Annotated in this window: 19 protein-coding genes; 7 read left to right on the top strand and 12 right to left on the bottom strand. The window is 72.5% G+C overall.

From position 1 onward, the window contains the following. Window positions 1–103: 103 nt before the first annotated feature. Complete coding sequence (locus E5082_RS14810; protein ID WP_135791728.1) at window positions 104–1,447, bottom strand: UDP-glucose dehydrogenase family protein; 1,344 nt, start codon at window positions 1,445–1,447, stop codon at window positions 104–106. 179 nt (window positions 1,448–1,626) lie between these two features. Between E5082_RS14810 and E5082_RS14805 the strand changes: the two genes are divergently transcribed. Further along, on the top strand, window positions 1,627–2,787 hold the full coding sequence (locus E5082_RS14805) for an acyl-CoA dehydrogenase family protein (RefSeq protein ID WP_030814394.1): 1,161 nt from the start codon (window positions 1,627–1,629) through the stop codon (window positions 2,785–2,787). Window positions 2,788–2,845: 58 nt separating this feature from the next. On the opposite strand, the gene E5082_RS14800 is transcribed toward E5082_RS14805, so the two are convergent. Beyond that, window positions 2,846–4,117 (bottom strand): LCP family protein, encoded by a 1,272-nt coding sequence (locus tag E5082_RS14800; RefSeq protein ID WP_190045333.1) that lies wholly within the window; start codon window positions 4,115–4,117, stop codon window positions 2,846–2,848. A 119-nt stretch (window positions 4,118–4,236) separates the two neighbouring features. On the opposite strand from E5082_RS14800, the gene E5082_RS14795 reads away from it, so the two are divergent. Further along, the gene (locus E5082_RS14795; protein WP_135791727.1) at window positions 4,237–4,785 is read left to right on the top strand and encodes an acyl-CoA thioesterase; all 549 of its coding nucleotides are present in this window, start codon (window positions 4,237–4,239) and stop codon (window positions 4,783–4,785) included. Window positions 4,786–5,075: 290 nt separating this feature from the next. Here E5082_RS14795 and E5082_RS14790 read toward each other — a convergent pair whose 3' ends face one another. Then, the gene (locus tag E5082_RS14790) at window positions 5,076–6,584 is read right to left on the bottom strand and encodes an LCP family protein (RefSeq protein WP_435844205.1); all 1,509 of its coding nucleotides are present in this window, start codon (window positions 6,582–6,584) and stop codon (window positions 5,076–5,078) included. A gap of 126 nt (window positions 6,585–6,710) precedes the next feature. On the opposite strand from E5082_RS14790, the gene E5082_RS14785 reads away from it, so the two are divergent. Further along, window positions 6,711–7,745 (top strand): glycosyltransferase family 2 protein, encoded by a 1,035-nt coding sequence (locus E5082_RS14785; protein ID WP_135791726.1) that lies wholly within the window; start codon window positions 6,711–6,713, stop codon window positions 7,743–7,745. A 68-nt stretch (window positions 7,746–7,813) separates the two neighbouring features. Here the strand turns inward: E5082_RS14785 and E5082_RS14780 are convergent, their stop codons facing one another. The 5 genes from E5082_RS14780 to E5082_RS14760 form a co-directional block, all read right to left on the bottom strand. Next, on the bottom strand, window positions 7,814–8,227 hold the full coding sequence (locus tag E5082_RS14780; RefSeq protein WP_208766240.1) for a spore-associated protein A: 414 nt from the start codon (window positions 8,225–8,227) through the stop codon (window positions 7,814–7,816). Between the two features lie 156 nt (window positions 8,228–8,383). Then, window positions 8,384–10,009 carry an LCP family protein gene (locus E5082_RS14775; RefSeq protein ID WP_135791724.1) on the bottom strand — a complete coding sequence of 542 codons (1,626 nt, stop codon included), beginning with the start codon at window positions 10,007–10,009 and terminating at the stop codon, window positions 8,384–8,386. Between the two features lie 80 nt (window positions 10,010–10,089). Then, on the bottom strand, window positions 10,090–11,838 hold the full coding sequence (locus tag E5082_RS14770; RefSeq protein ID WP_135791723.1) for an LCP family protein: 1,749 nt from the start codon (window positions 11,836–11,838) through the stop codon (window positions 10,090–10,092). 234 nt (window positions 11,839–12,072) lie between these two features. Next, the gene (locus E5082_RS14765) at window positions 12,073–13,245 is read right to left on the bottom strand and encodes an LCP family protein (RefSeq protein WP_229918909.1); all 1,173 of its coding nucleotides are present in this window, start codon (window positions 13,243–13,245) and stop codon (window positions 12,073–12,075) included. 423 nt (window positions 13,246–13,668) lie between these two features. After that, window positions 13,669–14,424, bottom strand: coding sequence for a TIGR03089 family protein (locus E5082_RS14760; RefSeq protein ID WP_135791721.1), 756 nt, complete (start codon window positions 14,422–14,424; stop codon window positions 13,669–13,671). A 260-nt stretch (window positions 14,425–14,684) separates the two neighbouring features. Here E5082_RS14760 and manB point away from each other — a divergent pair, with 260 nt between their 5' ends. After that, window positions 14,685–15,767, top strand: a complete 1,083-nt coding sequence (gene manB / locus E5082_RS14755) for a mannose-1-phosphate guanylyltransferase (RefSeq protein WP_135791720.1) — start codon at window positions 14,685–14,687, stop codon at window positions 15,765–15,767. Between the two features lie 7 nt (window positions 15,768–15,774). On the opposite strand, the gene E5082_RS14750 is transcribed toward manB, so the two are convergent. From E5082_RS14750 to E5082_RS14735, 4 genes are all read right to left on the bottom strand, one after another. After that, window positions 15,775–16,785 carry a DNA-3-methyladenine glycosylase family protein gene (locus E5082_RS14750; protein WP_135791719.1) on the bottom strand — a complete coding sequence of 337 codons (1,011 nt, stop codon included), beginning with the start codon at window positions 16,783–16,785 and terminating at the stop codon, window positions 15,775–15,777. Window positions 16,786–16,858: 73 nt separating this feature from the next. Beyond that, window positions 16,859–18,160: a coenzyme F420-0:L-glutamate ligase gene (locus E5082_RS14745; RefSeq protein WP_135791718.1), complete on the bottom strand. Its 1,302-nt coding sequence runs from the start codon at window positions 18,158–18,160 to the stop codon at window positions 16,859–16,861. Continuing rightward, window positions 18,157–19,116 (bottom strand): 2-phospho-L-lactate transferase, encoded by a 960-nt coding sequence (cofD, locus tag E5082_RS14740; RefSeq protein WP_135791717.1) that lies wholly within the window; start codon window positions 19,114–19,116, stop codon window positions 18,157–18,159. The genes E5082_RS14745 and cofD overlap by 4 nt, the downstream gene beginning before the upstream one ends. 45 nt (window positions 19,117–19,161) lie before the next feature. Further along, window positions 19,162–19,668 (bottom strand): cysteine dioxygenase, encoded by a 507-nt coding sequence (locus E5082_RS14735; RefSeq protein WP_135791716.1) that lies wholly within the window; start codon window positions 19,666–19,668, stop codon window positions 19,162–19,164. 596 nt (window positions 19,669–20,264) lie between these two features. Here E5082_RS14735 and E5082_RS14725 point away from each other — a divergent pair. The 3 genes from E5082_RS14725 (at window position 20,265) to E5082_RS14715 (ending at window position 25,874) form a co-directional block, all read left to right on the top strand. Next, complete coding sequence (locus E5082_RS14725; protein WP_030377564.1) at window positions 20,265–20,528, top strand: WhiB family transcriptional regulator; 264 nt, start codon at window positions 20,265–20,267, stop codon at window positions 20,526–20,528. A gap of 202 nt (window positions 20,529–20,730) precedes the next feature. Then, complete coding sequence (locus tag E5082_RS14720) at window positions 20,731–24,390, top strand: glycosyltransferase family 2 protein (RefSeq protein ID WP_135791715.1); 3,660 nt, start codon at window positions 20,731–20,733, stop codon at window positions 24,388–24,390. After that, window positions 24,387–25,874, top strand: a complete 1,488-nt coding sequence (locus tag E5082_RS14715) for a DUF5719 family protein (RefSeq protein ID WP_135791714.1) — start codon at window positions 24,387–24,389, stop codon at window positions 25,872–25,874. Before E5082_RS14720 ends, E5082_RS14715 begins: the two co-directional genes overlap by 4 nt. Window positions 25,875–25,902 lie beyond the last annotated feature (28 nt).

The raw sequence follows: 25,902 nt of genomic DNA, 5'->3' as shown, positions 1-25,902 counted from the left end.
GGGGGGTTGTGCGGCCTCCGCCCGGCCCGGTGGTGCACAATGCGCACAGACGCCGGTTCGGCCGACTGAGCCTCGGCCGAACCGGCGTCGTACAGATGCAGGGTTACGCGGTCGGGCGGCCCATCGCCCGGAACGTCCAGCCCGCCTTGCGCCACGGCACCGGGTCCAGCGCGTTCCGTCCGTCCAGTACGACCCGCGACGCCGCGACCTCGCCCAGCACCGCCGGGTCAAGCTCGCGGAACTCCCGCCACTCGGTCAGGTGCAGCACCACGTCCGCGCCCCGTACCGCCTCGCGCGCCGACTCGGCGTAGCCCAGTGTCGGGAACAGCTTGCGGGCGTTGTCCATGCCCTTCGGGTCGTACACCGTGACCTGGCCGCCCTGGAGGTGTATCTGGCCGGCCACGTTCAGCGCGGGGGAGTCCCGGACGTCGTCGGAGTCGGGCTTGAAGGTGGCCCCGAGCACCGCGACCCGCTTGCCGAGGAACGAGCCCCCGCCGAGCGCCTCCCGCGCCATCTCCACCATCTCGCCGCGTCGGCGCATGTTGATGGAGTCGATCTCACGGAGGAACGTGAGCGCCTGGTCCGCGCCCAGCTCACCGGCGCGCGCCATGAAGGCCCGGATGTCCTTGGGCAGGCAGCCGCCGCCGAAGCCGATCCCGGCGCGCAGGAACTTCTTGCCGATCCGCTCGTCGTGCCCGATGGCCTCGGCCAGCTTCACGACGTCGCCGTCGGCGGCCTCGCACACCTCGGCCATGGCGTTGATGAAGGAGATCTTGGTGGCGAGGAAGGAGTTCGCGGCCGTCTTCACCAGCTCGGCGGTCGGGAAGTCGGTCACCACGAACGGCGTGCCCTCGCCCAGCGGGGTCGCGTACACCTCGCGCAGCAGCTTCTCCGCGCGCTCCCCGCGCACACCGACCACGACCCGGTCCGGGTGCAGGGTGTCCTGCACGGCGAAGCCCTCACGCAGGAACTCGGGGTTCCAGGCCAGCTCGGCGTCGGCCCCGGCGGGCGCGTGCTCGGCGAGGTAGGCGGCGAGCCGGTCGGCCGAGCCCACCGGCACCGTCGACTTGCCGACCACCAGCGCCGGGCGGCGCAGATGCGGGGCGAGGGAGGCGATCGCGGAGTCCACGTAGCTCATGTCGCAGGCGTACTCGCCGTGCTTCTGCGGGGTGTTGACGCAGACGAAGTGGACGTCGCCGAACTCCGCCGCCTCGGCGAAGTCGGTGGTGAAGCGGAGCCGGCCGGTCGAGCCCTCGATGCCCGCGACATGCGCGCGCAGCAATTCGTCCAGACCGGGCTCGTACATCGGGGTCTCGCCCCGCTCCAGCATCGCGATCTTCTCGGGGACCACGTCGAGCCCCAGCACCTCGAAGCCGAGTTCGGCCATGGCCGCGGCGTGCGTGGCGCCGAGATAGCCGGTGCCGATCACGGTGATCTTCAGGCTCATGGGTGCTCCAGCCGGGGTACGTCGATGATGCGGCCCCCGAGCATAGTCGTGTCGCGACCGGGGGAAATCTCCAGCTGTCGCCAACCTCACCTATGCGGGCCGGGGGCGGCGCTCTAAACTTTCAGTTACTTAACGGTAATTAGCGTCAGTATCACAGCGTCTTTGGAGCGTGAGAGACCGTGGCCGGATCGGCTGACTTCGACCTGTACCGCCCGTCCGAGGAGCACGACATGCTCCGGGACGCCGTCCGCTCGCTGGTCGAGGCGAAGATCGCGCCGTTCGCCGCCGCGGTGGACGAGGAGGCCCGCTTCCCGCAGGAGGCGCTGGACGCGCTGGTCGCCAACGACCTGCACGCAGTCCATGTCCCCGAGGAGTTCGGCGGCGCCGGCGCCGACGCGCTCGCCACGGTCATAGTGATCGAGGAGGTGGCCCGCGCCTGCGTGTCGTCCTCGCTGATCCCGGCCGTGAACAAGCTCGGCTCCCTTCCGGTGATCCTCTCCGGCTCCACCGAGCTGAAGAAGAAGTACCTGGGCCCGCTGGCCAAGGGCGACGGCATGTTCTCGTACTGCCTCTCCGAGCCGGAGGCGGGCTCGGACGCGGCCGGCATGAAGACTAAGGCCGTGCGCGACGGCGACTTCTGGGTGCTCAACGGCGTCAAGCGCTGGATCACCAACGCGGGCGTCTCCGAGTACTACACGGTGATGGCCGTGACCGACCCCACCAAGCGCTCCAAGGGCATCTCCGCCTTCGTGGTGGAGAAGTCGGACGAGGGCGTGTCCTTCGGCGCCCCGGAGAAGAAGCTCGGCATCAAGGGCTCGCCGACCCGCGAGGTCTACTTCGACAATGTCCGCATCCCCGCCGACCGCATGATCGGCGAGGAGGGCACCGGCTTCGCCACCGCGATGAAGACGCTGGACCACACCCGCATCACCATCGCCGCCCAGGCCCTCGGTGTCGCCCAGGGCGCCCTCGACTACGCCAAGGGCTACGTCCAGGAGCGCAAACAGTTCGGTAAGCCGATCGCGGACTTCCAGGGCATCCAGTTCATGCTGGCCGACATGGCGATGAAGATCGCCGCCGCCCGCGCCCTGACCTACCAGGCCGCGGCCGCCTCCGAGCGCGTCGACGCCGACCTCACCTTCCAGGGCGCCGCCGCCAAGTGCTTCGCCTCGGACGTGGCGATGGAGGTCACCACCGACGCCGTCCAGCTCCTCGGCGGCTACGGCTACACCCGTGACTACCCGGTCGAGCGCATGATGCGCGACGCCAAGATCACCCAGATCTACGAGGGCACCAACCAGGTCCAGCGGATCGTCATGGCCCGCAACCTGCCGAAGTAGCCGACGACGAAGGCGCCTCCCCGGCCGAGCGGGGGAGGCGCCTTCGGCACGTACGGGCTCAGTTGCCCGAGACGGTGACCTTCTCGTCGTTCTTCAGCTCGTCCACCAGCGTCTTCACCTTCGCCTTGTCCCAGACGAGGTTGCCGCCGACGGAGCCGGAGACGGGCATGTTCAGGGACGTGCCGTCGCCGCCGTTGACACCCTTCATCGCCCAGAACATCGAGGCCAGGTCGAACAGGCCCATGTCCTTGTCGACGCTGAGGGAGTCCAGGCCCGCGCCCATCGTCGGATAGAACTTGAAGGGGTTCAGCACGGTCGACGGGGTCGCCACCTGGTGGGCCAGCGCCGCGAGGAACTTCTGCTGGTTCTTGGTCCGCTCCAGGTCGGAGGCGGCGAAGGCGTGCCGGGTACGGACGAAGGCGAGGGCCTGCTCGCCGTTGAGAGTCTGCTCGCCTGCCTGGAAGTCGGCGCCGGAGTACTTGTCCTTGAAGCCCTTGTCGATCTTGATGTCGACGCCGCCGACCGCGTCCACGATGTTGGCGAAGCCGGCGAAGCCGATCTCCACGTAGTGGTCGATGCGCAGCCCGGTGTTGTACTCCACGGTCCGCGTCAGCAGGGTCGGGCCGTCCTCGGCGTAGGTCGCGTTCAGCTTCGCGTGCCGGCCGGTGGCGGGGTAGACCTTGCCCGAGGTGGAGCCCTTGTAGGAGGGGACGACCACGTCGGAGTCGCGGGGCAGGGATATCAGGGTGTCGCCGCCTGAGCCGACGTGCAGGATCATCACCGAGTCCGTGCGCTGGCCCTCGGCGGACCCCGTGTGGAGTCTCTTCTTGTCCTCGCTCGTCATGCCCTTGCGGCTGTCGGAGCCGACGATGAGGTAGTTGGTGCCCTCACCCTCCGAGGGGCGGTCGATCACCTGGGACAGGTCGACGTCCCGGTTCAGCTTGGAGTCGGCCCAGAAGTAGGTGGCCACCGAGGTGACGACCAGCACGGTGGCCAGGGTGATCGCGCCGACCTTGATCCGGCGGCCCCAATTGGGCGCCGGGCGGGGTGCGCGAGTACCGGCCGGGGCGCCGGGACCCCCCGGGCCGCCACCGCCGTACACCTGGCCGGTGTTGTAACCGCTGTCGTAGCCGTCGTGACCCTGGCCGTCGACGTACGACGGCTGCCGGGGCACACCGCCGCCGTACTGCGGCGCGGGAGCGCCGGGCGGCGCGGCCGGGCGTCGTACTTGCCGCATCATGCGCGGGCCTTCCGGCTGCGCACCGGCGCTGCCGCGTCCGTAGCGGGGGCCGCGCTCGTCGTCGGACCATCCCTCGGGCCAGTCATTCATGCGCCCCAGTGTGCAGGGTGCCCACGGATGCCTTACAAGGGTTGTCGGAAAATCGGAGCGCCTCTGTTGCGAACCCGACATAAATTCCGCGAAAGCCGCTTCGGCATAAGGTGGGGGACATGACACACCAGGCGCCCGCCGCTTCTCCGGAGATTCCGGGCAAGCCCACTTCCGCTTCCCGCACCACCCTCAGCCACATCATGACCCACAACGACACCAACCTGCTGGGGACGGTGCACGGTGGTGTGATCATGAAGCTCGTCGACGACGCCGCGGGCGCCGTGGCGGGCCGCCACTCCGGCGGGCCCGCCGTCACCGCGTCCATGGACGAGATGGTCTTCCTGGAGCCGGTGCGCGTCGGCGACCTGGTGCACGTCAAGGCCCAGGTGAACTGGACCGGCCGCACCTCCATGGAGATCGGCGTACGGGTCCTCGCCGAGCGCTGGAACGAGTCCGCGCCCCCCACCCAGGTCGGCTCCGCCTACCTCGTCTTCACCGGCGTCGACGCCGACGGCAAGCCCCGTCAGGTCCCCCCGGTCCTCCCCGAGACCGAACGCGACCGCCGCCGCCACCAGGAAGCCCAGATCCGCCGCACCCACCGTCTCGCCCGCCGCCGAGCCATCCGGGAACTCCGCGAACGCCGCGCGGCGGAGGGCATCACCGACTGAACGCCCGCGCTGAGCGTCGACCAACCGCGGCGCCGCGTACCGCGCGTCGCTGGTGCGCCACCGAGACCCACGGGTCTCGCTTTCCGCGCCCTGCCGTGAGGGGCGGAGTGCGGCGGTGGATGTGTCGTTGGTACCGGACGGCCGCCTCACCAGACCATGTGTCCCGCCGTAGTCGGCGCCGACGCTGGGGCGGGATGGGCAGCCCTACCCGACCGTCGCCCCGCCCGCTCCTCGCCGGGTCCGGGAGGGCGGCCGTGCCGCACCGCCATACCCGTCCAAGCCGCGCAGCGTCACGCCTCCCCGGAGCACACCACCTCGTCCCCCCGGACCACCGGGGCCTCCGAGGCGGCGATCTGAGGGGGCTTCACCGGGTGGACGCCTTTCCAGTCGGCGCCGGCTGTCACACGGAGGACGGGGCCGAGGCCGGGGGTCGGGTGGAGTTCGCTGCCGGGGATGGCGACGGCGAGGGAGCGGGCGGAGCGGTCCCAGCGGGGGTCGTAGGAGATGACCGTGCGGGCGACGGGGTGCGCGGCGGTCAGCGGCCGGCGGGTGGTGGCGAAGCCGGTCGCGGCGAGGGCCGCGTCCACCTTGCGGCCGAGCCCCGCCGTGCCGGTGCCGTTCTCCACCCGGACCTGGACCGTGTGCGGGTCTACCTCGACGGTGGTGGCCGCCGTGGCCTTCGTCGCCAGGTGGGCGCCGAGCGGCTTGTCGTCGCGCAGGTTCGTGAAGAGCCGCTCGGACTTGACCGGGTCCCACTTCAGGGTCGAGCCGATGCCCTTCACGGCGTACCCCATCTGTTCGATGGGCACGGTGGTGAACTCCGAGGACGAGGGCGAGAAGTTCCGCATGGCCCGGCCGAGGTCGAGCAGCTCGTCGGTGCCGAACCCGTTGTCCGCCCGCACCGAGCCGAGCACCGCCCGCGTCACGTCCCGGAACCGCATCGGGTTGAACAGCACCCCCGAGGACGTGGCCCGCTCGATCAGCGCCGCCATGAACCGCTGCTGGCGCTGCATCCGGCCCAGGTCGCTCGCCCCGTCCACATGCCGGGCACGGACGTACTGGAGTGCCTGTCCGCCGCCCAGGGTGTGCGGGCCGGGCGCGAGGTCGAGCCCGGTGTAGGAGTCCTTCAGCGGGGTCGGGGTGCAGATCTTCACCCCGCCGAGCGCGTCCACTGTCTTCATGAAGCTGGTGAAATCGACCTCCACGTAGTGGTCGACCTTCACATGCGTCATGGCCTCCACCGTGCGCACGGTGAGCTGGGGGCCGCCCTCGGCGTACGCCGCGTTCAGCTTCGTCGGGTGCGCGGGGTGCCGCACGCCGGTGTTCTGGTCGACGTGCTCGGGCACCTCGGTGTAGGAGTCGCGCGGCAGGCTCACCACACTGGCCCGCTCCCGGTCCTCCGAGATGTGCACGATCATCACCGTGTCGGTGCAGTGGCAGGGCGCGCCGCCCAGCTTGTACGCGCGCCGCTCCGCCTCGGTGATCTTGTCCCGGCCGTCGGTGCCGACCAGCAGCACGTTCATGCCGTGGCCCGCGCGGGGCCGGTTCTTCATGTCCTTGAAGGCGTCGACCCGGGCGATGCCGGAGTCCAGGCCGGTGACCACCGCGTGGCCGATCCCGGCCGAGGCCATGACCGTCACCGACAGCGCGGTCACCGCCCGCACAGCCCAGCGCGGCCGCCGCCTGCGGGCGAGCGGAGCCCGTCGCACCCTGCCTGCCGGCCGCGGCCGGCGCGGCGGCGTGGGAGCGCCCCCCGCACCCCGGACGGACGGGGCGGGGGGCCGAGGCGGTCTGGGCAAGGGACACCTCCGGGATGCGGCCGTACGTGGGAATGTGATCACCGTAGGCCGATACGATCTCCAGCCCGCGTCGCGGCCGCGGCGGCGCGCAATGGTGTCCCCCATTCGCGGTAACGTGAGCCCCCTATGAACGCCAAGCCCGACGTGCGGCACCCCGCCGTGTCCGTGATCATGCCCGTGCTCAACGAGGAGCGGCATCTGCGCGGCGCCGTCCAGGCGATCCTCGCGCAGGAGTACGCCGGCGACATGGAGGTCGTGATCGCCCTCGGTCCCTCGTCGGACCGTACGGACGAGATCGCGGCCGAGCTGGTGGCCGAGGACCCCCGCGTGGTCACGGTCCCCAACCCCACCGGCCGGACCCCCGCCGCGCTGAACGCCGCGATCAAGGCGTCCCGGCACCCGGTCGTCGTCCGCGTGGACGGCCACGGCATCCTCTCGCCGAACTACATCGCCACCGCCGTACGGCTCCTGGAGGAGACCGGCGCGCAGAACGTCGGCGGCGTCATGCACGCCGAGGGCGAGAACGACTGGGAGCACGCGGTCGCCGCCGCGATGACCTCCAAGATCGGTGTCGGCAACGCCGCCTTCCACACCGGTGGCGCGGCCGCCCCCGCGGAGACGGTCTACCTCGGGGTGTTCCGCCGCGAGGCGCTGGAGCAACAGGGCGGATACAACGAGGAGTTCATCCGCGCCCAGGACTGGGAGCTGAACTTCCGCATCCGCGAGGCCGGCGGCCTGATCTGGTTCTCGCCCGAGCTGCGCGTCTCCTACCGGCCGCGCCCGAGCATCAAGGCGCTGGCCAAGCAGTACAAGGACTACGGCCGCTGGCGGCATGTCGTCGCCCGCTACCACGAGGGCTCCATCAACCTCCGCTACCTCGCCCCGCCGGCCGCCGTGTGCGCCATCGCGGCGGGCGTGGTGGTCGGAGTGGCCCTGACCCCCTGGGGCTTCGTGGTTCCCGCCGGCTACCTGGCCGCCATCGCCGCGGGCTCGATACCGGCCGGCAAGGGCCTCCCCCTCAAGGCCCGCCTCCAGATCCCGGTCGCCCTCGCCACCATGCACATGTCCTGGGGCTTCGGCTTCCTGACCAGCCCCAGATCCCTGGCGAAGCGCGTCATCGCCTCCCGCCGCCCGGCGGTGCTGGAGAACGACGCCGTCTGAGCAGGGTCGGCCCTCGTCGCTGTCCTTCGCGGAGCCCGGAGCAGATCTGCCGGGCTCCGCAATCACCGTCAGCCGCAGTGCACGCCGTAGTCGACCTGGAAGTAGCTCGAGTTCGCCGAGCCACCGAAGTCGATGCAGGAGTGGGAGGCGTACAGGTAGACGGGGCCTGCGTAGTAGTTGTAGGTGCCCTCGTCCAGCTCGGCCGCCTTCCACACGGTGTCCGTCCGGTGGATTCGCAGCGCGGCCCTCAGGTGCATCGGCTTACCCGGCGTGTCGCTGACCGTGACGACGCAGTTGTACCCGGTGGAGCTGTTGTAGGTGAGGAAGGTGTTGCCGTCCCCGACGTCCTTGGAGTCGATCACGCTGTAGCCGGACCCGCAGCCGCCGTTGTAGGAGGCGGCCGCGGCCGTACCGGTGGCCGCGACCATTCCGACGGCGGTCAGGCCGAGGACGGCCGCGGCCGAGCCAATGCGCTTGCCCACGTGCATTCTTGATCTCCTGTCAGGTCCCTGAGGATTTGATGTGATCATTTCGGGGACGTGACGGGTGGGCAACTTGCCAGGATGTGATGTGCGCCACCTGCCACCTGCCACCTGCCACCTAGGTTCCAGGTCGGCGAACCGCTGCCCCTCACTCGGTCACCAGCGGTACGGCTTGTACACGTCCATGCAGGACTTGTCGTCCGAGCCGTTGATGGCGTCCGTGCCGGTGGGGAGGTCGCCGGCCTTCGGGGCGGCCTTCTTGGGGTACGTGTCGCCGGTGCGCCAGTCCGCGCCGACCACGACGGTCACGCCGGAGACGTCGGTGGAACGTTCCACCTGCTTCACCGGGATGCCCAGCGCCTTGGCCACCGCCTGGGCGTCGCCCTCCAGGTCGGCGCTCGGGTAGCGCACCACCGTCTCGTCGGCGGCCGGCGCGGCCGTGGTGTCCGCCTGGGCCTGGCCGTACCCCTTGGCTCCCAGGGCGCTCGCCACCGCGCGGGCGCGGCCGCTGACCGGGGCCAGGGTGTCGCTGCGGGTGCCGTTCTGCACCTGCACCCCGAGCCGCTCGGGAGCCGCCGAAGGCGCCTTGGCGGGCTCGGCGTCCGCCACCGTCTTCTTGGCCGGCTTGCCGTTCTTGTCGAGGGAGACGTCCTCGCGGAGCATTTGCCACAGCTTGTCAGCGCTGCCCTGGGCGGGGAGCACATGCGAACTGTTCTGCGGGTCCTCGATGTTCGGCATCGTCACCGAGGTGATCCGGTTGGTCGGCACCGCCTTCAGCTCCATGCCGAGGTCGTACAGCTTCTTGACGCTGCTGATCTCGTCGGACACGGTCAGGGACTTGGTGGCCGCCTCGGCGAGGTCCATCAGCCGGCCGCTGTCGGTGAAGACGTTCTGGCCCTTGAGGGTGCGGATCATCGAGTTCAGGTACATGTGCTGGGCGCGGGCGCGCATCACGTCGCTGCCCCAGGCGTGCCGGGTGCGCAGCCACTGGAGGGCCTGCTCGCCCTTGACCTTGTGCGTCCCGGCCGTCATCTTCAGGCCGGAGCCGCCGCGCTGGGCGGCGGTGGAGCGGTCCCAGACGTTCTGGTTGACGCAGACGTCGACCCCGCGGATCGCGTCCGCCATCCGCACCACACCGGCGAAGTCGATCGTCATCCAGTGGTCGATGTAGACCCCGGTGAGGTTCTCCCAGGTCGCCAGCGTGCAGCCGGCGCCGCCCCGGGCGAGCGTGGTGTTGATGATGTCGTTGGTCGCCGGGTAGACCCGTCCGGTCCTGGCGTCCTTGCACTCGGGGATGTCCACGCGGGTGTCGCGGGGGATGCTCACCATGGCGGCGCTCTTGCGGTCCGCGGAGACGTGGATCAGCATCTGCACGTCACCGAGGGGCGGGTTGTCGCGGTTGTCCTTGCTGCCGCCGAGCTTGACGTTCTCCGCGGAGGCGCGGCTGTCGGAGCCGATCAGCAGGATGTTCAGCGGGGTCTGGCCGTCCGCGTTGGGCCGGGTCCGCTGGGCCCGCGAGTCGTCGCTGCCGCTGCGCGCGCCCCTTTGGATGTTGCCGTTGAGATGCTGGTAGTACAGGTATCCGGCGCCGGCCGTGCCGAGTATCAGCAGCGCCAGCACACTCGCCGACCAGCGCAGCGCGCGCCGCCCGCCCCCCTTCGCGGCGCGGCCCCGGCCGCCGCCCCGCCCCGAGCCTCCGTCGCGCGGGCCCCTGGCCCTCGGTGCGCGCTCTCTGGTGTCCTGCGCCACCGAACCCCTCCCCCGAACCCGACTTTGCGACAACTCCCCGTCCTTCCACCACACACGCAGCAAACGGGCCCGTCCCGCGCCGAGTTAGACGCACGACGGGCCCATTGGGTTACCTAGGAGGCGCACTCCACCTTGTCCGCGGTGGACTTCTCACCCACATCCGGTGCCTTCGCCGGAGCCGTGAGCGAGACGCCCGCGCCCTTGAAGTCCTTGCCCAGCGTCAGCGACATCGTGGGCAGCCCCTGGGCGTTGGTGACGCTCTTACCCGGCTTCAGCGCCGAGCCGGACAGACCCATGAGGGCGGCCAGTTCGCGTGCCTGCGGTGCCTGGTCGGGCGCGTACTCCAGCGTCGTCCTGCTCACCTCGGCCGGGGCGTTGCCCGCGTTCTCCGACTTGAGGATGCCCTTCTCGGTCTGCATCCAGTTCACGACATCCTGCGCGGCGCCGTCGGCCGCGCCGCCGTTCATGATGCGCACCCGCACGTCGGAGGGGGCCGACCTGGTGCCCTTCAGCCGGGCGGCCTGGGCGTCCTTGGCGGCCTTCTCCTTCTTCTTGACGTCGGTGAAGGAGACGTCGTTGTTGATGGCGTCGAAGACCGGTGGCCCCAGCTCGGGGTTGACGATCACGGTCTTGTGGATCACGCCATCCGCGGGGTTGTCCTTCACCGGCACCGTGAGGAAGGTGATGTTCTTCGGCGGCACCTTCTTCATCTCCAGCGCGATGTCCTTGAGCGTGCTCACGGACTTGATGCCCTGGTCGACGGTGAGCGCGTTGGTCGCCGCCTCGGCGAGGTCCAGCAGCTTGCCCGGGTTGGTGAGGGTGTCGCTGGAGGACATGTCCCGCATCAGCGACCCCATGAACTGCTGCTGCACCTTGATCCGGTCCAGGTCGCCCTGGTTGCCCCAGGCGTGCCGGGTACGGACGAACGCCAGCGCCTGCTCGCCCTCGATCTTGGACTCGCCGGCGGGCAGCTGCAGGTGGGAGTCCTTGTCGTTCACCGGGTGCTTCAGGCAGACCTTGACGCCGCCGACCGCCGAGGTCAGCGTCTTGACCGCGTTGAAGTCGACCATCATGAAGTGGTCCGGCGTGATGCCCGTGACCGCCTTCACCGTGCGCATGGTGCAGCCCGCGTCCCGGCCCTCCTGGCCGAGGCTGGTGTTGAAGCGGACCTCGCTGGAGCCGGGGATGACCTTCCTGCTGCCGTCGGGCTGGAGGGTCTCGCAGTCCGGCACGTCCACGATCATGTCGCGGGGGATGCTCAGCGCCGTCGCGTTGGTCCGGTCCTTGGCGACGTGCAGCAGGATGTTGGTGTCCGCGTGGCCGACGCTGTTCTTGTCGCCGTAGCCCTCGTTGCCGGCACCGGTGCGCTTGTCGGTGCCGATGATCAGTATGTTGAAGGCGTCGTCCTTGCTGAAGCCCTGCTTCGCCGCGCTGCCGACGTCGGTCGCGGAGACGTTGCCCTCGAGATGCTTGAGGTAGAGGTAGCCCGCCGAGCCCGTGGCGACCAGCACCACCGCCAGACTCCCGCCGGTCCAGGCCACGATCTTCTTGGCCTTCGACTTCTTCTTCACCGGGCGCCGGCTGCGCCGTCCCGGCGGCGGCTCCGGCTCGGCCCCCCTGCGGCGACGCGGCTGCGGCACCTCGGCGCCGCGCTCCGGAGCCTCCCGCACCGCCGCACCGCCCCGGCCGCGCTCGGCCCCGGGATCAGCGGGACGGCCGCGCCGGGAGGCCCGCGGTCCCGGAACCGGTGACTGCGGTGCGGAATTGCCCAGTCGCAGTTCGTATTCGCCGGTGTTCGGATTGAGTACCCACTGGTCTGCGGGGTCGATGTTCTCCGCCCGCCCACGGCTTTGCGCGTCCACGGTTGTCCGAATCCTCCGTCGGGGCCACGCGGCGCCTTCCCCCTTGTAGGCGCTCGGGTCTCGGTGAAACGGTGCGCGGTCGGAGGACGGACCTCACGGGCCGGGGTGCACCGGATCGCTCACACTATCCGCCCTGTTCAGGGTCGGGCCACGCCGGTGACGAATTCCACGTTCTTAGAACTGGGCAATCCCGCTCATTCCTCTGAACAAAAGTTCGCCGATTTGGTGTGGGGATTACTCACACGTGTGGGCGGCGGCCGTGCTGCCCCGGTAGGTCGGGGTGGCGGAAGGGGAGTTTCCCGCGTTGTCGCCGGGGGATTTACCACCGGTATCCGGTGGAATGTCCGCCACCGCGACGGGCCGGTCCGCGCGCAGCCGGGCGAACAGTTCCCCGGCCTCGGGCTGCACCAGTTGGTCACGGTCGGAGTCGTATACATATGCCTCGCGCGGAGCGGTAAGAAACCGCACATGTGCGGTGGGGATGTCGCGCACTCCCCGGACCAACCGGTACAAGCCGCGCAGACTGGCCAGTTCGGGATCGGTGGTGAGCGCCGAGGTCGCCGCGTCCAGCAGCGGATACAGCTTCACCGGGTTCAGCAGGACGCCGTCACCACGGACCTTCTCCACCAGCGCGCCGAGAAACCGCTGCTGGCGGCCCATCCGCTCGGTGTCGCTGCCGTCCCCGAGCGTCTTGCGGGCCCGTACGTAGCCGAGCGCCTGCTCGCCGTCGAGGGTGACCCGTCCTGCGGGCAGCTTCAGCCTGGCCGCCTTGTCGTCGACGGGCTTGCGCAGGCACACCGGCACCCCGTCGACGGCGTCCACCATCTGCTTGAAACCGCTGAAGTCGACGACCATGTGGTGGTCGACCCGGATGCCGGTCAGCTCCTCGACGGTACGGATGGTGCAGGCCGAACCGCCGACCTCGAAGGCGGTGTTGAACATGGCGAACGACGGTTCGGTCCGCCCGCCGCCGGCGCGCGGGCAGGCCGGGACGCGCACCATCAGATCGCGGGGGAGCGAGACGGCGGTGGCGCTGCGCCGGTCGGCCGCCAGGTGGAGCAGGATCGTGGTGTCCGAGCGCTCCGCGCCCGAGTCCCGCCCGTACTGCCCGTTGCCGTCCCCGGCGCGGCTGTCGGTGCCGATCAGCAGGATGTTCTGCGCGCCCGACACCAGCGCGGTGGGCCGCTCCTTGTCATAGCGGGCCAGCTCGCGCGCGGCCGCCTCGTCGGGGGTGATGTTGTCGCTGAGCCGGGCGTACAGCGCCCAGCCGGCCCCGCCCGCCGCCAGGAGCAGTACGGCCGTGCCGAGCGCGCCGCCCCTCAGCCACCGCCGCCGGCGCCGCCGCGCGAGCCCGTCCCCGGTGGCCGAGGCGCCGGGCACGGCCGGATCGTCCGCGCTCTCGGGCACGGCGGCACCCCTCCTCGCGGTCGTCCGGGCGTCATGTCCTGCTCCTACGACCATGGCCGCGCGGACGGTTCCGGGCCGCCCTTTACTGGGCCGAACGAGGCATCCCCGCTCTCGGGCACGGCGGCACCCCTCCTCGCGGTCGTCCGGCGTCACGTCCTGCTCCTACGACCATGGCCGCGCGGACGGCTCCGGGCCGCCCTTTACTGGGCCGAACGAGGCATCCCTCAGGGGGTGTCCCGTCGATCACGCCGGGCTCGCGGCATGATGGCACCGCACCTCGCCGCGTTGTCGTCACTCTCCCCCGAGCTCTCGGCTTCGCTCGAGCAGGGGGCCCCACCGCTCCGCATCGACTCCCTCCTCCGCCTTGCGGTCCACGGCGCCAGACGCCGCTCCGTGGACCCGGCCCGACCGACAAGACACCCCCTAGTGCCGGGAGGCCGTCACCCGCTCGGTGTCGATGCGTTGCGCCAGCGCGTCGGCGGGCAGCTTGTCGAGGTTGCGGCACAGCACCACCGAGCCCCCGGCGGCCAGCGGCGCGTACAGCCCCGCGCTCAGCCCGGCCCAGGTGTCGTACGGCAGCCCCGACAGCAGCCGGGAGCCCGGCCCGGTCAGGTCGAGGCCGGGTGCGTCGGCGAGTGCCCGCTCCACCACCTCGGCCGCGCTGAACTCGGCTCCGGCCACGATCAGCGCGGGCTCCTCCGGGTCCACCGGCGCGAAGGGGGCGAACCGGTCGCCCTGCCCCGGCACTTCGGCGGCGTAGTCCATGAAGCCCTCCGGCACCTGCGGGAACCGCCCGCCCAGCGGACGCAGCGCCAGCGCGACCCGCTCGCCCCGGCAGGCCCGCGCCTCCTCAAGGGTGTCCGGCCCGCTCACCACCACGTCGGCCGCGGCCGGGTCCCCGGAGACGTCGGCCACCGCGCCCACCGACGAGCACGCCAGCAGCCACACGGCCGTCTGCCAGTGCGCGGGCAGCAGCAGCGCCACCCGGTCGCCGGGGGCCACGGAGAGCTCGCCCTGGAGCAGATTGGCGGTCTTGGCCACCCAGTTGGCGAAGGTGGCGACGGACAGCTCGACGCGTTCGCCCGTGGCGTCGTCGTAGAAGGTCACCAGGGGGCGTCCGGCGTCCGCGGCGAGCGCGGAACGCAGCAGGCCGGCTGGGGTGCGATCGGTGGCGTTCATCCGCGCAAGGGTACGCGGGCGGCGCCGCGCCCGACGGCCGCTCAGGACCGCTGCCCGCGCCCGACGGCCGCTCAGCACCGCTGCCCGCGCCCGGTGTCCGGCTGCCACTCGCATGTGCGGACGCGTACGGCCGGGGGACGGCGCCCGCCGATCCTCCCGACACCGCGCGGCCGGCGAGGGCCGGCACCGCACCGTCTGCCTACACTGGCCGGCCGAAAACGAGACGTTCCGCCGGTCCCGGCAGGAAGCGGAGACGACAGGTGACAGAAGCGATCCTCCTGGTCGGCGGCAAGGGCACGCGGCTGCGGCCGCTCACGGTGCACACGCCCAAGCCCATGGTCCCGGCGGCCGGGGTGCCGTTCCTCACGCACCAGCTGGCGAGAGCGAGAGCCGCGGGCGTGGACCACATCGTCCTCGCCACCAGCTACCTCGCCGAGGTCTTCGAACCCCACTTCGGCGACGGCTCCGCCCTCGGCCTCCACCTGGAGTACGTCACCGAGAAGGAGCCGCTCGGCACCGGCGGCGCCATCCGCAACGTCGCCGAACGGCTGCGCTCCGGCCCGGACGAGCCCGTCCTGATCTTCAACGGCGACATCCTCACCGGCCTCGACATCCGGGCCCTGGTCGACACCCACGAGTCCACCGGCGCCGACGTCTCCCTGCACCTGACCAAGGTCACCGACCCCCGCGCCTACGGACTGGTCCCCACCGACGACACCGGCCGCGTGCTGGCCTTCCTGGAGAAGCCGCAGACGCCGGAGGAGATCGTCACCGACCAGATCAACGCGGGCGCCTACGTCTTCCGCCGTTCCGTCATCGACACCATCCCCGCCGGGCGCCCGGTGTCCGTGGAGCGTGAGACCTTCCCCGACCTGCTGGCCGCCGGGGCCCACCTCCAGGGCATGGTCGACTCCACCTACTGGCTGGACCTCGGCACCCCGGCCGCCTTCGTCCGGGGCTCCGCCGACCTCGTCATGGGCCGCGCCCCCTCACCCGCCGTGCCCGGCCGGCGCGGGGACCGGCTGATCCTGCCGACGGCCAGGGTCGCGCCGGACGCCAAGCTGACCGGGGGCACGGTGGTGGGCGAGGGCGCGTTCGTCGCCGAGGGGGCGCGGGTGTGCGGTTCCACGATCCTGCCGGGCGCGGTCATCGAGCCCGACGCGGTCGTCACCGACTCCCTCATCGGCAGCCGGGCCCGCGTGGGCGAACGGTCGGTCCTCACGGGTGCGGTGGTCGGGGACGGCGCCGTGGTCGGAGCCGACAACGAACTGCGGGACGGCGTCCGGGTGTGGTGCGACGCACGCATCCCGGCCGGGGCGGTCAGGTTCTCCTCGGACCAGTGACCCCGGTTCACCACTTGCCGATGTCGGTCTTCCGCATCTTCGGGTGCCGGCGCGGCGGGGTGCTGCCGCTGAGCAGAACGTAGCGGGCGGCCCGGTGACGCTGGCCGTCGGGGGCGTACGGCTCCAGCAGGCGCAGCATCTCGGCGTCGTCCGCGTCCCGGTTCCCGGCCAGCGCCCAGCCGACGATGCGGGGCAGGTGCAGGTCGCCCGTGGTCACCGCGTCCGGCGCGCCATGGCTGCGCTGCACCACCTCGGCCGAGGTCCATGGGCCGATGCCGGGGACGACCTCCAGCCGGGTCCGCGCCTCGGCCGGAGCCATCCCCACCGCCTGCTCCAGCCGCGCGGCCACCCGGACGGCCCGCAGGATGGTGGAGGCCCGCTTGTCGTCCACGCCCGCCCGGTGCCACTCCCACGAGGGGATCAGCGCCCAGGTCCGGGGCGCGGGCATCACCCACATCGGCCGCTCGCCCCTACCGGCGGGGCCGGGCGCGGGCTCCCCGAACCAGCTCACCAGCCGCCGCCAGGCCCGGTACGCCTCGTCGGCGGTGACCTTCTGCTCCAGCACCGAGGGGATCAGCGACTCCAGCACCAGCCCGGTCCGGGTCAGCCGCAGTCCGGGGCGCCGGTGCCGGGCCAGGGCGACCAGCCGGTGCCGGGGCTCGAAGACGTCGGGGTCGTCGGCGGCGCCCAGCAGCTCGGGCAGCCGGTCGAGCAACCAGTCGGCGCCGGGTCCCCACGCCTCGCCGCGCACCTCGCCGCCGCACGCGGACACGCGCAGCGTTCCGGGCCCGGCGGGGGTACGGGTGGCCCGCCACACCGAGCCGTCGCGCGTCGCGCGGAACGTCGGGTCACCGCCCCCGCGCCGCAGCGGCCCGAGCACCAGACCGAGGTCGTACGGCCCCTGGGGCACCCACGTCCGCGTCCGGGGGCCGGCCGCCTGCCGGGGCACCACGGGTGCCGGAACCGCGTCGCGCACGGTCGCGTGCGACGGGGGCCGGGGGGCGAAACGTCCTGCCACGGGGAGAGGTCCTAGGGGTGCGGATGGGGCGGGGGTGCCCTATGAGACTAGGGCCTCCTGGGCGGAACCCGCCTCAGCGCACCTCGATGAAGGCCCCCGCCTCCCGCGCCGGCCGGGCCGGGGGCTCCTGGGCCGGGTGACCGATCGCCACCGCGCCCATCGGGTCCCAGCCGGCGGGCAGATCCAGCACCTCGCGGACCACGTCACGGCAGAACATCGTGGACGACACCCAGGCCGAGCCGAGCCGCTCCCCGGCCAGCGCGACCAGGAAGTTCTGCACGCCCGCGCCCGTGGCGACCACGAACATCTCCCGCTCGGCCGCGTCCCGCCGCGCGTCGCCGTAGGTGTGCGAGCCGTCCATCACGAGGCAGGGCACGGCCAGGTACGGCGCGTTGCGCAGTACGTCCCCGCGCCGGACCCGCTTGGCGATGGACTCCTCGCTCTTGCCGTCCCGGCGCAGGTCGGCGATCCAGGCGTCCCGCATCGCGTCCAGCAGTGCGAGCCGGGACTCGGCCGACTCCAGCAGCACGAACCGCCACGGGGTGGTGTGGTGCGGGGCGGGCGCGGTCACGGCGGCGGCCACCGCCCGGCGCACCGAGCCGGGGTCGACCGGCTCGTCGGTGAAGGCCCGTACGGTACGGCGCAGGCTCAGCGCCTCCCGTACCGCCTCGGAGGTGCCGAGCCGGAACATGTCGTCCCGTGCGGAGCGCACCATCGCCCGCGCGCCCTCGCCCTGCTCGGTAGCGCCGGTGACCACGTGGGGCAGGCCGCGGACGACCGCCACCGGCAGGCCCGACGCCTTGCCCTTGACCAGGTCGCCGGCCGAGGCGAGTTCGTCGGCGGTGGCGACGACGGTCGCGGAGAGCGGGTTGCCGTGCGCGTCGGTGCCACCACGCAGGTCGTCCAGGACCCGCACCCCGGCCGCGCCGATCGCCACGTCGGTGAGCCCGGCGCGCCAGGGGCGGCCGAAGGTGTCGGTGACGATCACGCCCACGGTGACGCCCAGCACCTCCCGCAGGCCCTCGCGGATCGCCCGCGCGGAGGCGTCCGGGTCGTCGGGCAGCAGCAGCACGGTGCCCTCGGCGGTGTTGGACGCGTCGACCCCGGCGGCGGCCATGACCAGGCCCTGCCGGTTCTCCACGATGCGCAGGGGCCCGCGCCGGGCGACCACGCGCACGGTCTCGGCGTCGATCGCGGCCTCCCGGTCGGCGGCCCGCACGATGCGTCCCTCGGCCTTGGAGACGATCTTGGAGGTGACGAGCAGCACGTCCCCGTCGGCAAGACCCGGCTCGGCCGCGGCGATCAGCTTGGCCAGGTCGGCGCCCGGCGCCACCTCGGGCAGACCGGAGGGGGCCCAGACCCGGTACTCACTCACGCGGTCCGCACCTCCCCGGCCAGCTCCAGCGCCTCGCGCGCCATCGCGGCGGTCGCGTCCAGGTCGCTCATCATCAGCGGGACGGCACGGCAGCGGATGCCGGCCGCCTCCACCGTCCCGACGGAACCGGCGTCCACGGTGTCGACCAGCCAGCCGTCCAGCAGCCCGGAGCCGTAGTGTGCGGCGACCGCGGCGGCGGTGGACTCCACGCCGACGGCGGCGAGCACCTTGTCGGCCATCCCGCGCACCGGCGCGTCACCGACGATGGGGGAGAGCCCGACCACCGGGACGCCCGCCTCCGCGATGGCCTCCCGGATGCCGGGCACCGCGAGGATGGTGCCCACGGACACCACCGGGTTGGACGGCGGGAAGAGGATGACGTCGGCCTCCGCGATGGCCTCCAGCACACCGGGCGCGGGCTTGGCCTGCTCGGCGCCGACCGGCACGACCGCCTCGGCGGGCACCGAGGCGCGCAGCCGCACCCAGTACTCCTGGAAGTGGACCGCCTTGCGCTCGCCGTCCAGGTCGACGGCGACGTGGGTCTCCACCCGGTCGTCGGTCATCGGGATCAGCTTCACGCCCGGCTTCCAGCGGTCGCAGAGCGCCTCGGTGACCGCGCTCAGCGGATACCCGGCGCCCAGCATCTGGGTCCGCACGATGTGAGTGGCGAAGTCCCGGTCGCCGAGCCCGAACCATCCCGGTCCGGCGCCGTAGGCCGCGAGCTCCTCCTTGAGGTGGAAGGTCTCGTCCGCCCGCCCCCACCCCTGTTCCTCGTTGATGCCGCCGCCGAGCGTGTACATCACGGTGTCGAGGTCGGGACAGACCTTCAGCCCGAAGAGATGGATGTCGTCGCCGGTGTTGCCGATGACCGTGATGTCCGCGTCCGGGGCGGCCTGCTTCAGACCGCGCAGGAACCGGGCACCACCGATGCCGCCTGCCAGAACCACAATGCGCATGGGATCAGTGTGTCAGCAGCCGCCGACAGCGCGTGCGGCCGGTGATCACACCGCGGCCGGGCTCGGCTCCGTACGGGCCTCGCAGTGCTGTGCCGTGTGCATGGGCATCTCGGTGAGGCCCGGGTAGTAGATGTGCAGGCTGACCGCGGGCTCCAGCGCGTCGTTGACCACGTCGTGTACATAGCCGGGCGCGAAGACCCGCTGGGCGCCGGCGGTAAGGGTGCGGGTGCCCCGGTCGGTGCGCTCGGTCAGGGTGCCCTCCAGCACGGTGAGGATGCCGGAGGAGCGGCCGTGGTCGTGCGGCCCGCTGCCCTGGCCGGGCACCCAGGACAGCAGCCACACCTCGTAGCCGGGGCCGGTGCGCAGCCGGTGGTACCAGCGGGTGGTGGCGTCGTAGCGGACCAGGTCTGCCCACCGGTCGCGGTCGGCGGCGACCGCGCGGGCCAGCCCGGCGAACTCGGCGACGGTCACCGGGTGCTCGCGGGGCGGCTGCAGCAGGTGGGGGACTTCGAGGAGGTCACCGGCGATCTGGAGGTCGTTGTCGCTGTTCATGGGGGTGTGGGGTTCCTCGGCGGAGAGGTGGCGGCTGGGTGTCGCTGGGCCCCGGCCCGGATCACGGGCGTACGGGCGGGTGTCCCCGAAGGGGTGGGGGAACGGCGGGACACGCGGGGCCGGAGTGGGCCCGGGGTCCGCTGGAGCGCGGTCGGCTCAACAGCAGGGACAGCAACAACAGCTGAGACGCATGCCGACAGCACCGAGGGACCCGGCGGTGCGGGTCGTGGCGGGTGCGAAGTCGGCGAGCATGCCCAATAGGACACCGGTTCATACCTGCCGTGTCAACTCGGGGCCCGGTTCGAGGGACATCCGTCACCTCATCCGGTGCATCTCTCAGGTGAAAGGTTTGTGCACCCAGTCCTCGGGACACATGGCGCACATCCGGGCGGCGCTCCTCGGCGTCCACAGCCGTGTGTCAAGGTTTATGCCGATTTGAACACTTAACGCAAGGCCTTGGTTCCGCAGAGTGAATAACGGGCTCAATAGCAGATCTCGGCTTGACTCGCTCGGAGCAGCACACTTGTAATTTCACTCGTGTCGTTCGGCCGGGACCGGCCAGGCACGGGGACGTGAAGAACAGACGAGGGGCGCACATGACCGAGCTGGTGGAGCAACTGCTGGTCGACGACGCGGACGAGGAACTCGGCTGGCAGGAGCGCGCTCTGTGCGCCCAGACCGATCCCGAGTCCTTCTTCCCGGAGAAGGGCGGCTCCACGAGAGAGGCCAAGAAGGTCTGCCTCGCCTGCGAGGTGCGCTCCGAGTGCCTCGAGTACGCCCTCGCCAACGACGAGCGCTTCGGCATCTGGGGCGGTCTGTCCGAGCGGGAGCGCCGCCGGCTGAAGAAGGCCGCCGTCTGACCGGCGCCCGCGCCGCCGGCCGGCGAACGGCCGCCGGGCACAGGCACATACGGGGCGAACGGTCCGTCGCACGTGGGTTGTCCACAGGCGGCGGGCCGTCGTCATGACCGACCGATAGTGTGGGCGCTCGTCCGAGACGCCCCGCTGTCCTTGATGGGCACAGGCGTCCACCGCAGTCCATCGAACCGGGGCCCGTACCTCGATGTCCGTGCACAGCCATACGGCAGCCCAACACGACGCTGCCACCCCTGAGTTCCCGCGCCATGTGGTGACGGCCGTCCTCGTCACCCATGACGGCGCCCGCTGGCTGCCCGACGCGCTCGCCGGGCTGCTGAGTCAGGAGCGCCCCGTGCAGTACGCGGTGGCGGCCGACACCGGCAGCGCGGACGACTCCGCCCAACTGGTCACCGAGACCCTGGGGGACGAGGCCGTCGTCCACCTGGCCCGGCGCACCGGCTTCGGCCAGGCCGTGGACGAGGCCACCCGCCTCGCCCCCGTCCTCACCCCGGACGACCTGCCCTACCTCAGGCGCCCGAACAGCTGGGACCCGGCCACGCGCACCTGGCGCGACGACGCCTACGACCTGCCCGAACTGCCGTACGGCGAGCCGGTCCAGTGGCTCTGGCTGCTGCACGACGACTGCGCCCCGGAGCCCGACGCGCTCGCCCAGATGCTGCGGGTCGTGGACAACGAACTCGAACTCGGCCGCGACGACGTGGCCGTGGTCGGCCCCAAGCTCCGCGGCTGGTACGACCGCAGGCAACTGCTTGAGGTCGGCGTGTCCATCGCCAACTCCGGCCGCCGCTGGACCGGTCTGGACCGCCGCGAACAGGACCAGGGCCAGCACGACCACGTCCGCACCGTGCTCTCCGTCTCCACCGCGGGCATGCTGATCCGCCGTGATGTCTTCGAGCGGCTCGGCGGGTTCGACCGCCGGCTGCCCCTGATGCGCGACGACGTCGACCTGTGCTGGCGCGCCCACACCGAGGGCTACCGCGTCCTGATCGCCCCCGACGCCGTCGTCCGGCACGCGGAGGCCGCCTCCCGCGAGCGCCGCACCGTCGACTGCGCGGGCCGCACCACCGCCTCCCCGCACAAGGTCGACAAGGCCGGTGCCGTCCACACCCTGCTCGCCAACACCCGCACGGCCGCGCTGCCCTGGGTGCTGCTCCGGCTGGTCCTCGGCACCCTGCTGCGCACCCTCGCCTACCTGGTCGGCAAGGTGCCCGGCCAGGCCCTCGACGAGATCCGCGGCCTGCTGGGCGTCCTGCTGCGCCCCGAGCGCATCCTCGCCGCCCGCCGCAGCCGGGGCCCCTCCCAGATCGACAAGGACGAACTGCGGCAGCTGTTCCCGCCGCCCGGCGCCACCATCCGCGCCACGGCCGAGCAGATCGCCGCCAACTTCTCCAGCAACTCCGACGTCGACACCTCGGCCGGCCGCCACGGCAGCGCGGTCGAGTCCGGACCCGGCGGCGACGACGCCGACTTCCTGGAGATCGAGCAGTTCGCCCGGCTCAAGCGCATCGCCCGCAAGCCGGGCCCGGTGCTCTTCCTCGCCCTGCTGGTGATCTCCCTGGCCGCCTGCCGCGCCCTGCTGGGCGGCGGTGCCCTCGCGGGAGGCGCGCTGCTGCCCGTCCCGCCCGGCGCGAGCGACCTGTGGGCAGGCTTCGCCGCCGCCTGGCACCCGGTCGGCGCCGGCAGCACCACCTCCGCGCCGCCCTACCTCGCGGTGGTGGCGACGCTCGCCTCGCTCTTCCTCGGCTCCACCGGGCTCGCGGTCACCGTGCTGCTGGTCTGCTCGGTGCCCCTGGCCGGCTTCACCGCCTACTTCGCCTCCCGGCCCCTCGTCAGCTCCCGGCTGCTGCGCGCCTGGACGGCCGTCGCGTACGCCTTCCTGCCCGCCACCACCGGCGCGCTGGCGCAGGGCCGCATCGGCACCGCCGTACTCGCCGTGCTGCTCCCGCTGATCGCCCGCGCGGGCGTCGCCGCCAGCGGCCTCGCGAACCCGTCCGGCGGGCGCGGCAGTTGGCGCGCCACCTGGGCGTACGCGCTGCTGCTGACCATCACCACCGCGTTCACGCCCGTGGTCTGGCCCGCCGCGCTGGTGCTCGGTGTCGGCGTGCTGGTGCTGCGCCGCTCCGACCCGGTCGCGCACCTCCTGCGCTTCCTGGCCCAGCTCGGCACCCCGCTGCTGGTCCTCGCGCCCTGGTCGCTGACCCTGCTGCCGACCGGCTTCTTCACCGAGGCCGGACTGGACTTCGGCGCCTCTGCGGCCTCCGCCTCCGACCTGCTGGGCACCAGCCCCGGCGGGCCCGGCACCCTTTCCGGCCTGCTGTTCATCGGCATCGTGCCGGCCGCGCTGGCCGCCCTCCTGCGCTCCGAGCGCCGGCTGGGCATCCGCGCCGCCTGGGCCGTCGCGCTGACCGGGCTGCTGCTCGCGGTGCTGGCCAACCGTTCCGCCTGGGCCGGCCCGGCCACCCTGGTCTACGGCATCGCCCTGCTGGCCGCCGCCGCGCTCGGCGCCGACGGGGCACGCGCGCGGGTGGCCGAGCAGAGCTTCGGCTGGCGCCAGCCGGTCGCCGCGCTGATCGCGCTGGCCTGCGCCGTGGGCCCGCTGGTCGCCGCCGCCGGCTGGATGATCCGGGGCGCCGACGGCCCCCTGGAGCGCCGCGACCCCGCCCAGGTCCCCGCCTTCGTCGCCGAGGACGCCGGCACCCGCGACCAGGCCCGCACCCTGGTCCTCGACAGCGACTCCACCGCGCGGGTCCGCTACACCCTGGTCCGGGGCGCGGGCGCCCGCATGGGCGACGGCGAGATCGCCGCGGCCGACGGGTCCGACACCGGGCTGGACAAGGTCGTCGCCAACCTGGTCGCCGGTTCCGGCGCCGACCAGACGGGCCAGCTCGGCGGCTTCGCCGTCCGCTACGTCCTCGTCCACCAGGGCACCCCGCGCCAGATCACCCGCGTCCTGGACGCCACCCCCGGCCTGAACCGGCTCAGCCAGCAGAACGGCAACGCCCTGTGGCGGGTCGACCGTGAGGTCTCCCGCGCCACCCTGATCGGCGCGGGCGGCTCCGGCACCCCGCAGGCCGTCGCGGCGGGCCCGGTGGAGATCCACACCACCGTCCCCCAGGGCTCGGGCGGCCGTGTGCTGCGCCTGGCCGACGCTGTCTCCGACGGCTGGACCGCCACCCTGGACGGCAAGCCCCTCACCCCGAAGACCGTCGACGGCTGGGCCCAGGGCTTCGAACTCCCGGCCGGCGGCGGCAAGCTGGACGTCACCTACGAAGCCCCGTTCACCCACACCGTCTGGCTGTGGGTGCAGGGCGCGCTCGCCGTCCTCCTGGTCGTCCTCGCACTGCCGGGCCGCCGCCGCGACGTCGACGACGACCTCCCCGAGGAGGAGCCGGTCCCGGCCCAGGCGATGGAGGGCGAGGGCCGCCGCGCCCGTCGCCTGCGCGCGCAGGCCGAGGCCGAGGAGACGGAAGAGGCCGCGGAGGCCCGGGAAGCCACCGAGGCCGCCGAGGAAGGGCCGGAGGCGCCGCCGTACGGACAGCAGGAGCAGCCGGTCATCCCGCACCAGCAGCCCTACGCCGACTGGGACACCGGCACCACCACCTACGCCGACCCCGAGTACGCGGCCTACCCCGCCGACCCCTACCAGGCCCCGTACCAGCACACCGGGTACGACCAGGGCGCCTACCACCCCGACCCCTACGGCCAGAACGCCTACGACCCCTACGGGTACGGGGCGCAGCAGGAGCAGCCGTACGACCCGGCGGCCCACCCGCAGGGCTACGACCCCGCCCAGCAGCCGCCCTACGGCGACGGCAGTGAGCGCCACGACGGGAGCCAGCAGTGAACCGCACGACCCTGTCCCTGATCGCCTGCACCGTCGCCCTGGCCGCCGTCACCGGGTTCGCCGCCTTCGACCCGCCCCCCGCCCCCGGCACGAGCGCGGCCGGCAGCGCCACCGAGCGGCCCGTGGAGCGCACCGGCCTGCTGTGCCCGGCGCCGAGCTTCTCCGACATCGCCGACACCGCGTACACCTCGTTCACGCCCGTCACCCAGGGCGCGGACAGCGGTGGCAAGGCCACGCTGGAGGCGGCCGCCGAGCAGTCCGCCGACGGCAAGGGCGGCAAGGACGCCGGCAAGAAGGACCAGGCGGTGCTCACGCCCAAGCCGCCGGGCACCCCGGCCCTGGGCGACACCTCCGGCAGCGACACACCCGCCCTGATCGGCACCGCCGACGGCAAGTACGCGCCCGGCTGGACCGTCCAGGAGACCACCCGGATCGCCGCGGGCACCGGACGCGGCCTCCAGGGCGTCACCTGCACCCCCGCCGACACCGACTTCTGGTTCCCCGGCGCCAGCACCGCCAAGGGCCGCACCGACTACGTCCACCTCACCAACCCCGACGACGGGGCGGCCGTCGTCGACATCAAGCTGTACGGCAAGTCCGGTGCCGTGAAGACCACGGTGACCGACGGCATCACCGTGCCTCCGCACTCCAGCGAGCCGGTGCTGCTGTCCACGCTCACCGATGACGCACAGACCGACCTGACCGTGCACGTCGGCGTGCGCAGCGGCCGGGTCGGCGCCACCGTGCAGGCCCAGGACGACGCGGGCGGCGGCGACTGGCTGCCCGCGGCCGCCGACCCGGCCGGCAGCCTGGTCCTGCCCGGCATCCCCAAGGACGCCGCCGACGTCCGCCTGGTCGCCTTCACGCCGGGCGACGACGACGCCGACCTCAAGGTCCGCCTGGCCTCCCCGAACGGCTCGATCACCCCGGCCGGCAACGAGACCGTGCACGTCAGGGCGGGCATGACCAGCGCCGTCGACCTCGGCCCGGTCACCCGGGGCGAGCCGGGCTCGCTGATCCTCACGCCCACCGACAAGGCGGTCCCCGTGGTCGCGGCGCTGCGCGTGGTGCGCGGCAAGGGAAGCTCGCAGGAGACGGCGTACATCCCCGCCACCGCCCCCGTCGGCCGCCGCGCCACCGCCGCCGACAACAGCGCCAAGAGCACCACCCTGTCCCTGACCGCGCCGACGGCCGACGCGACCGTCAAGGTGACCGCCTCGGCGGGCAGCGACGGCGGGTCCCCCGCGACGAAGACGTACACGATCAAGTCCGGCACCAGCCAGGACATCAGCGCCCCCACCGGTGGCAAGGGCACCTACGCGCTGACCGTGGAACCCGTCTCCGGCGGCCCGGTCTACGCCGCCCGCACCCTCACGGGCTCCTCCGACGGCGTCCCCGGCTTCACGATCCAGACCCTGCCGAGCGACCGGGGCCTGGTGGCGGTGCCGCGCGCGGAGCAGGACCTGTCGGTGCTCCAGCGGTAGGGCGAGTGCCGGGCGGCCGCCCTCGGGG

The sequence above is a fragment of the Streptomyces griseoluteus genome (assembly GCF_004784465.1).
GTDB lineage: Bacteria > Actinomycetota > Actinomycetes > Streptomycetales > Streptomycetaceae > Streptomyces > Streptomyces griseoluteus.
Note: the sequence above shows the minus strand (reverse complement) of the source record. Positions and strands in the feature narration are given on the sequence as shown.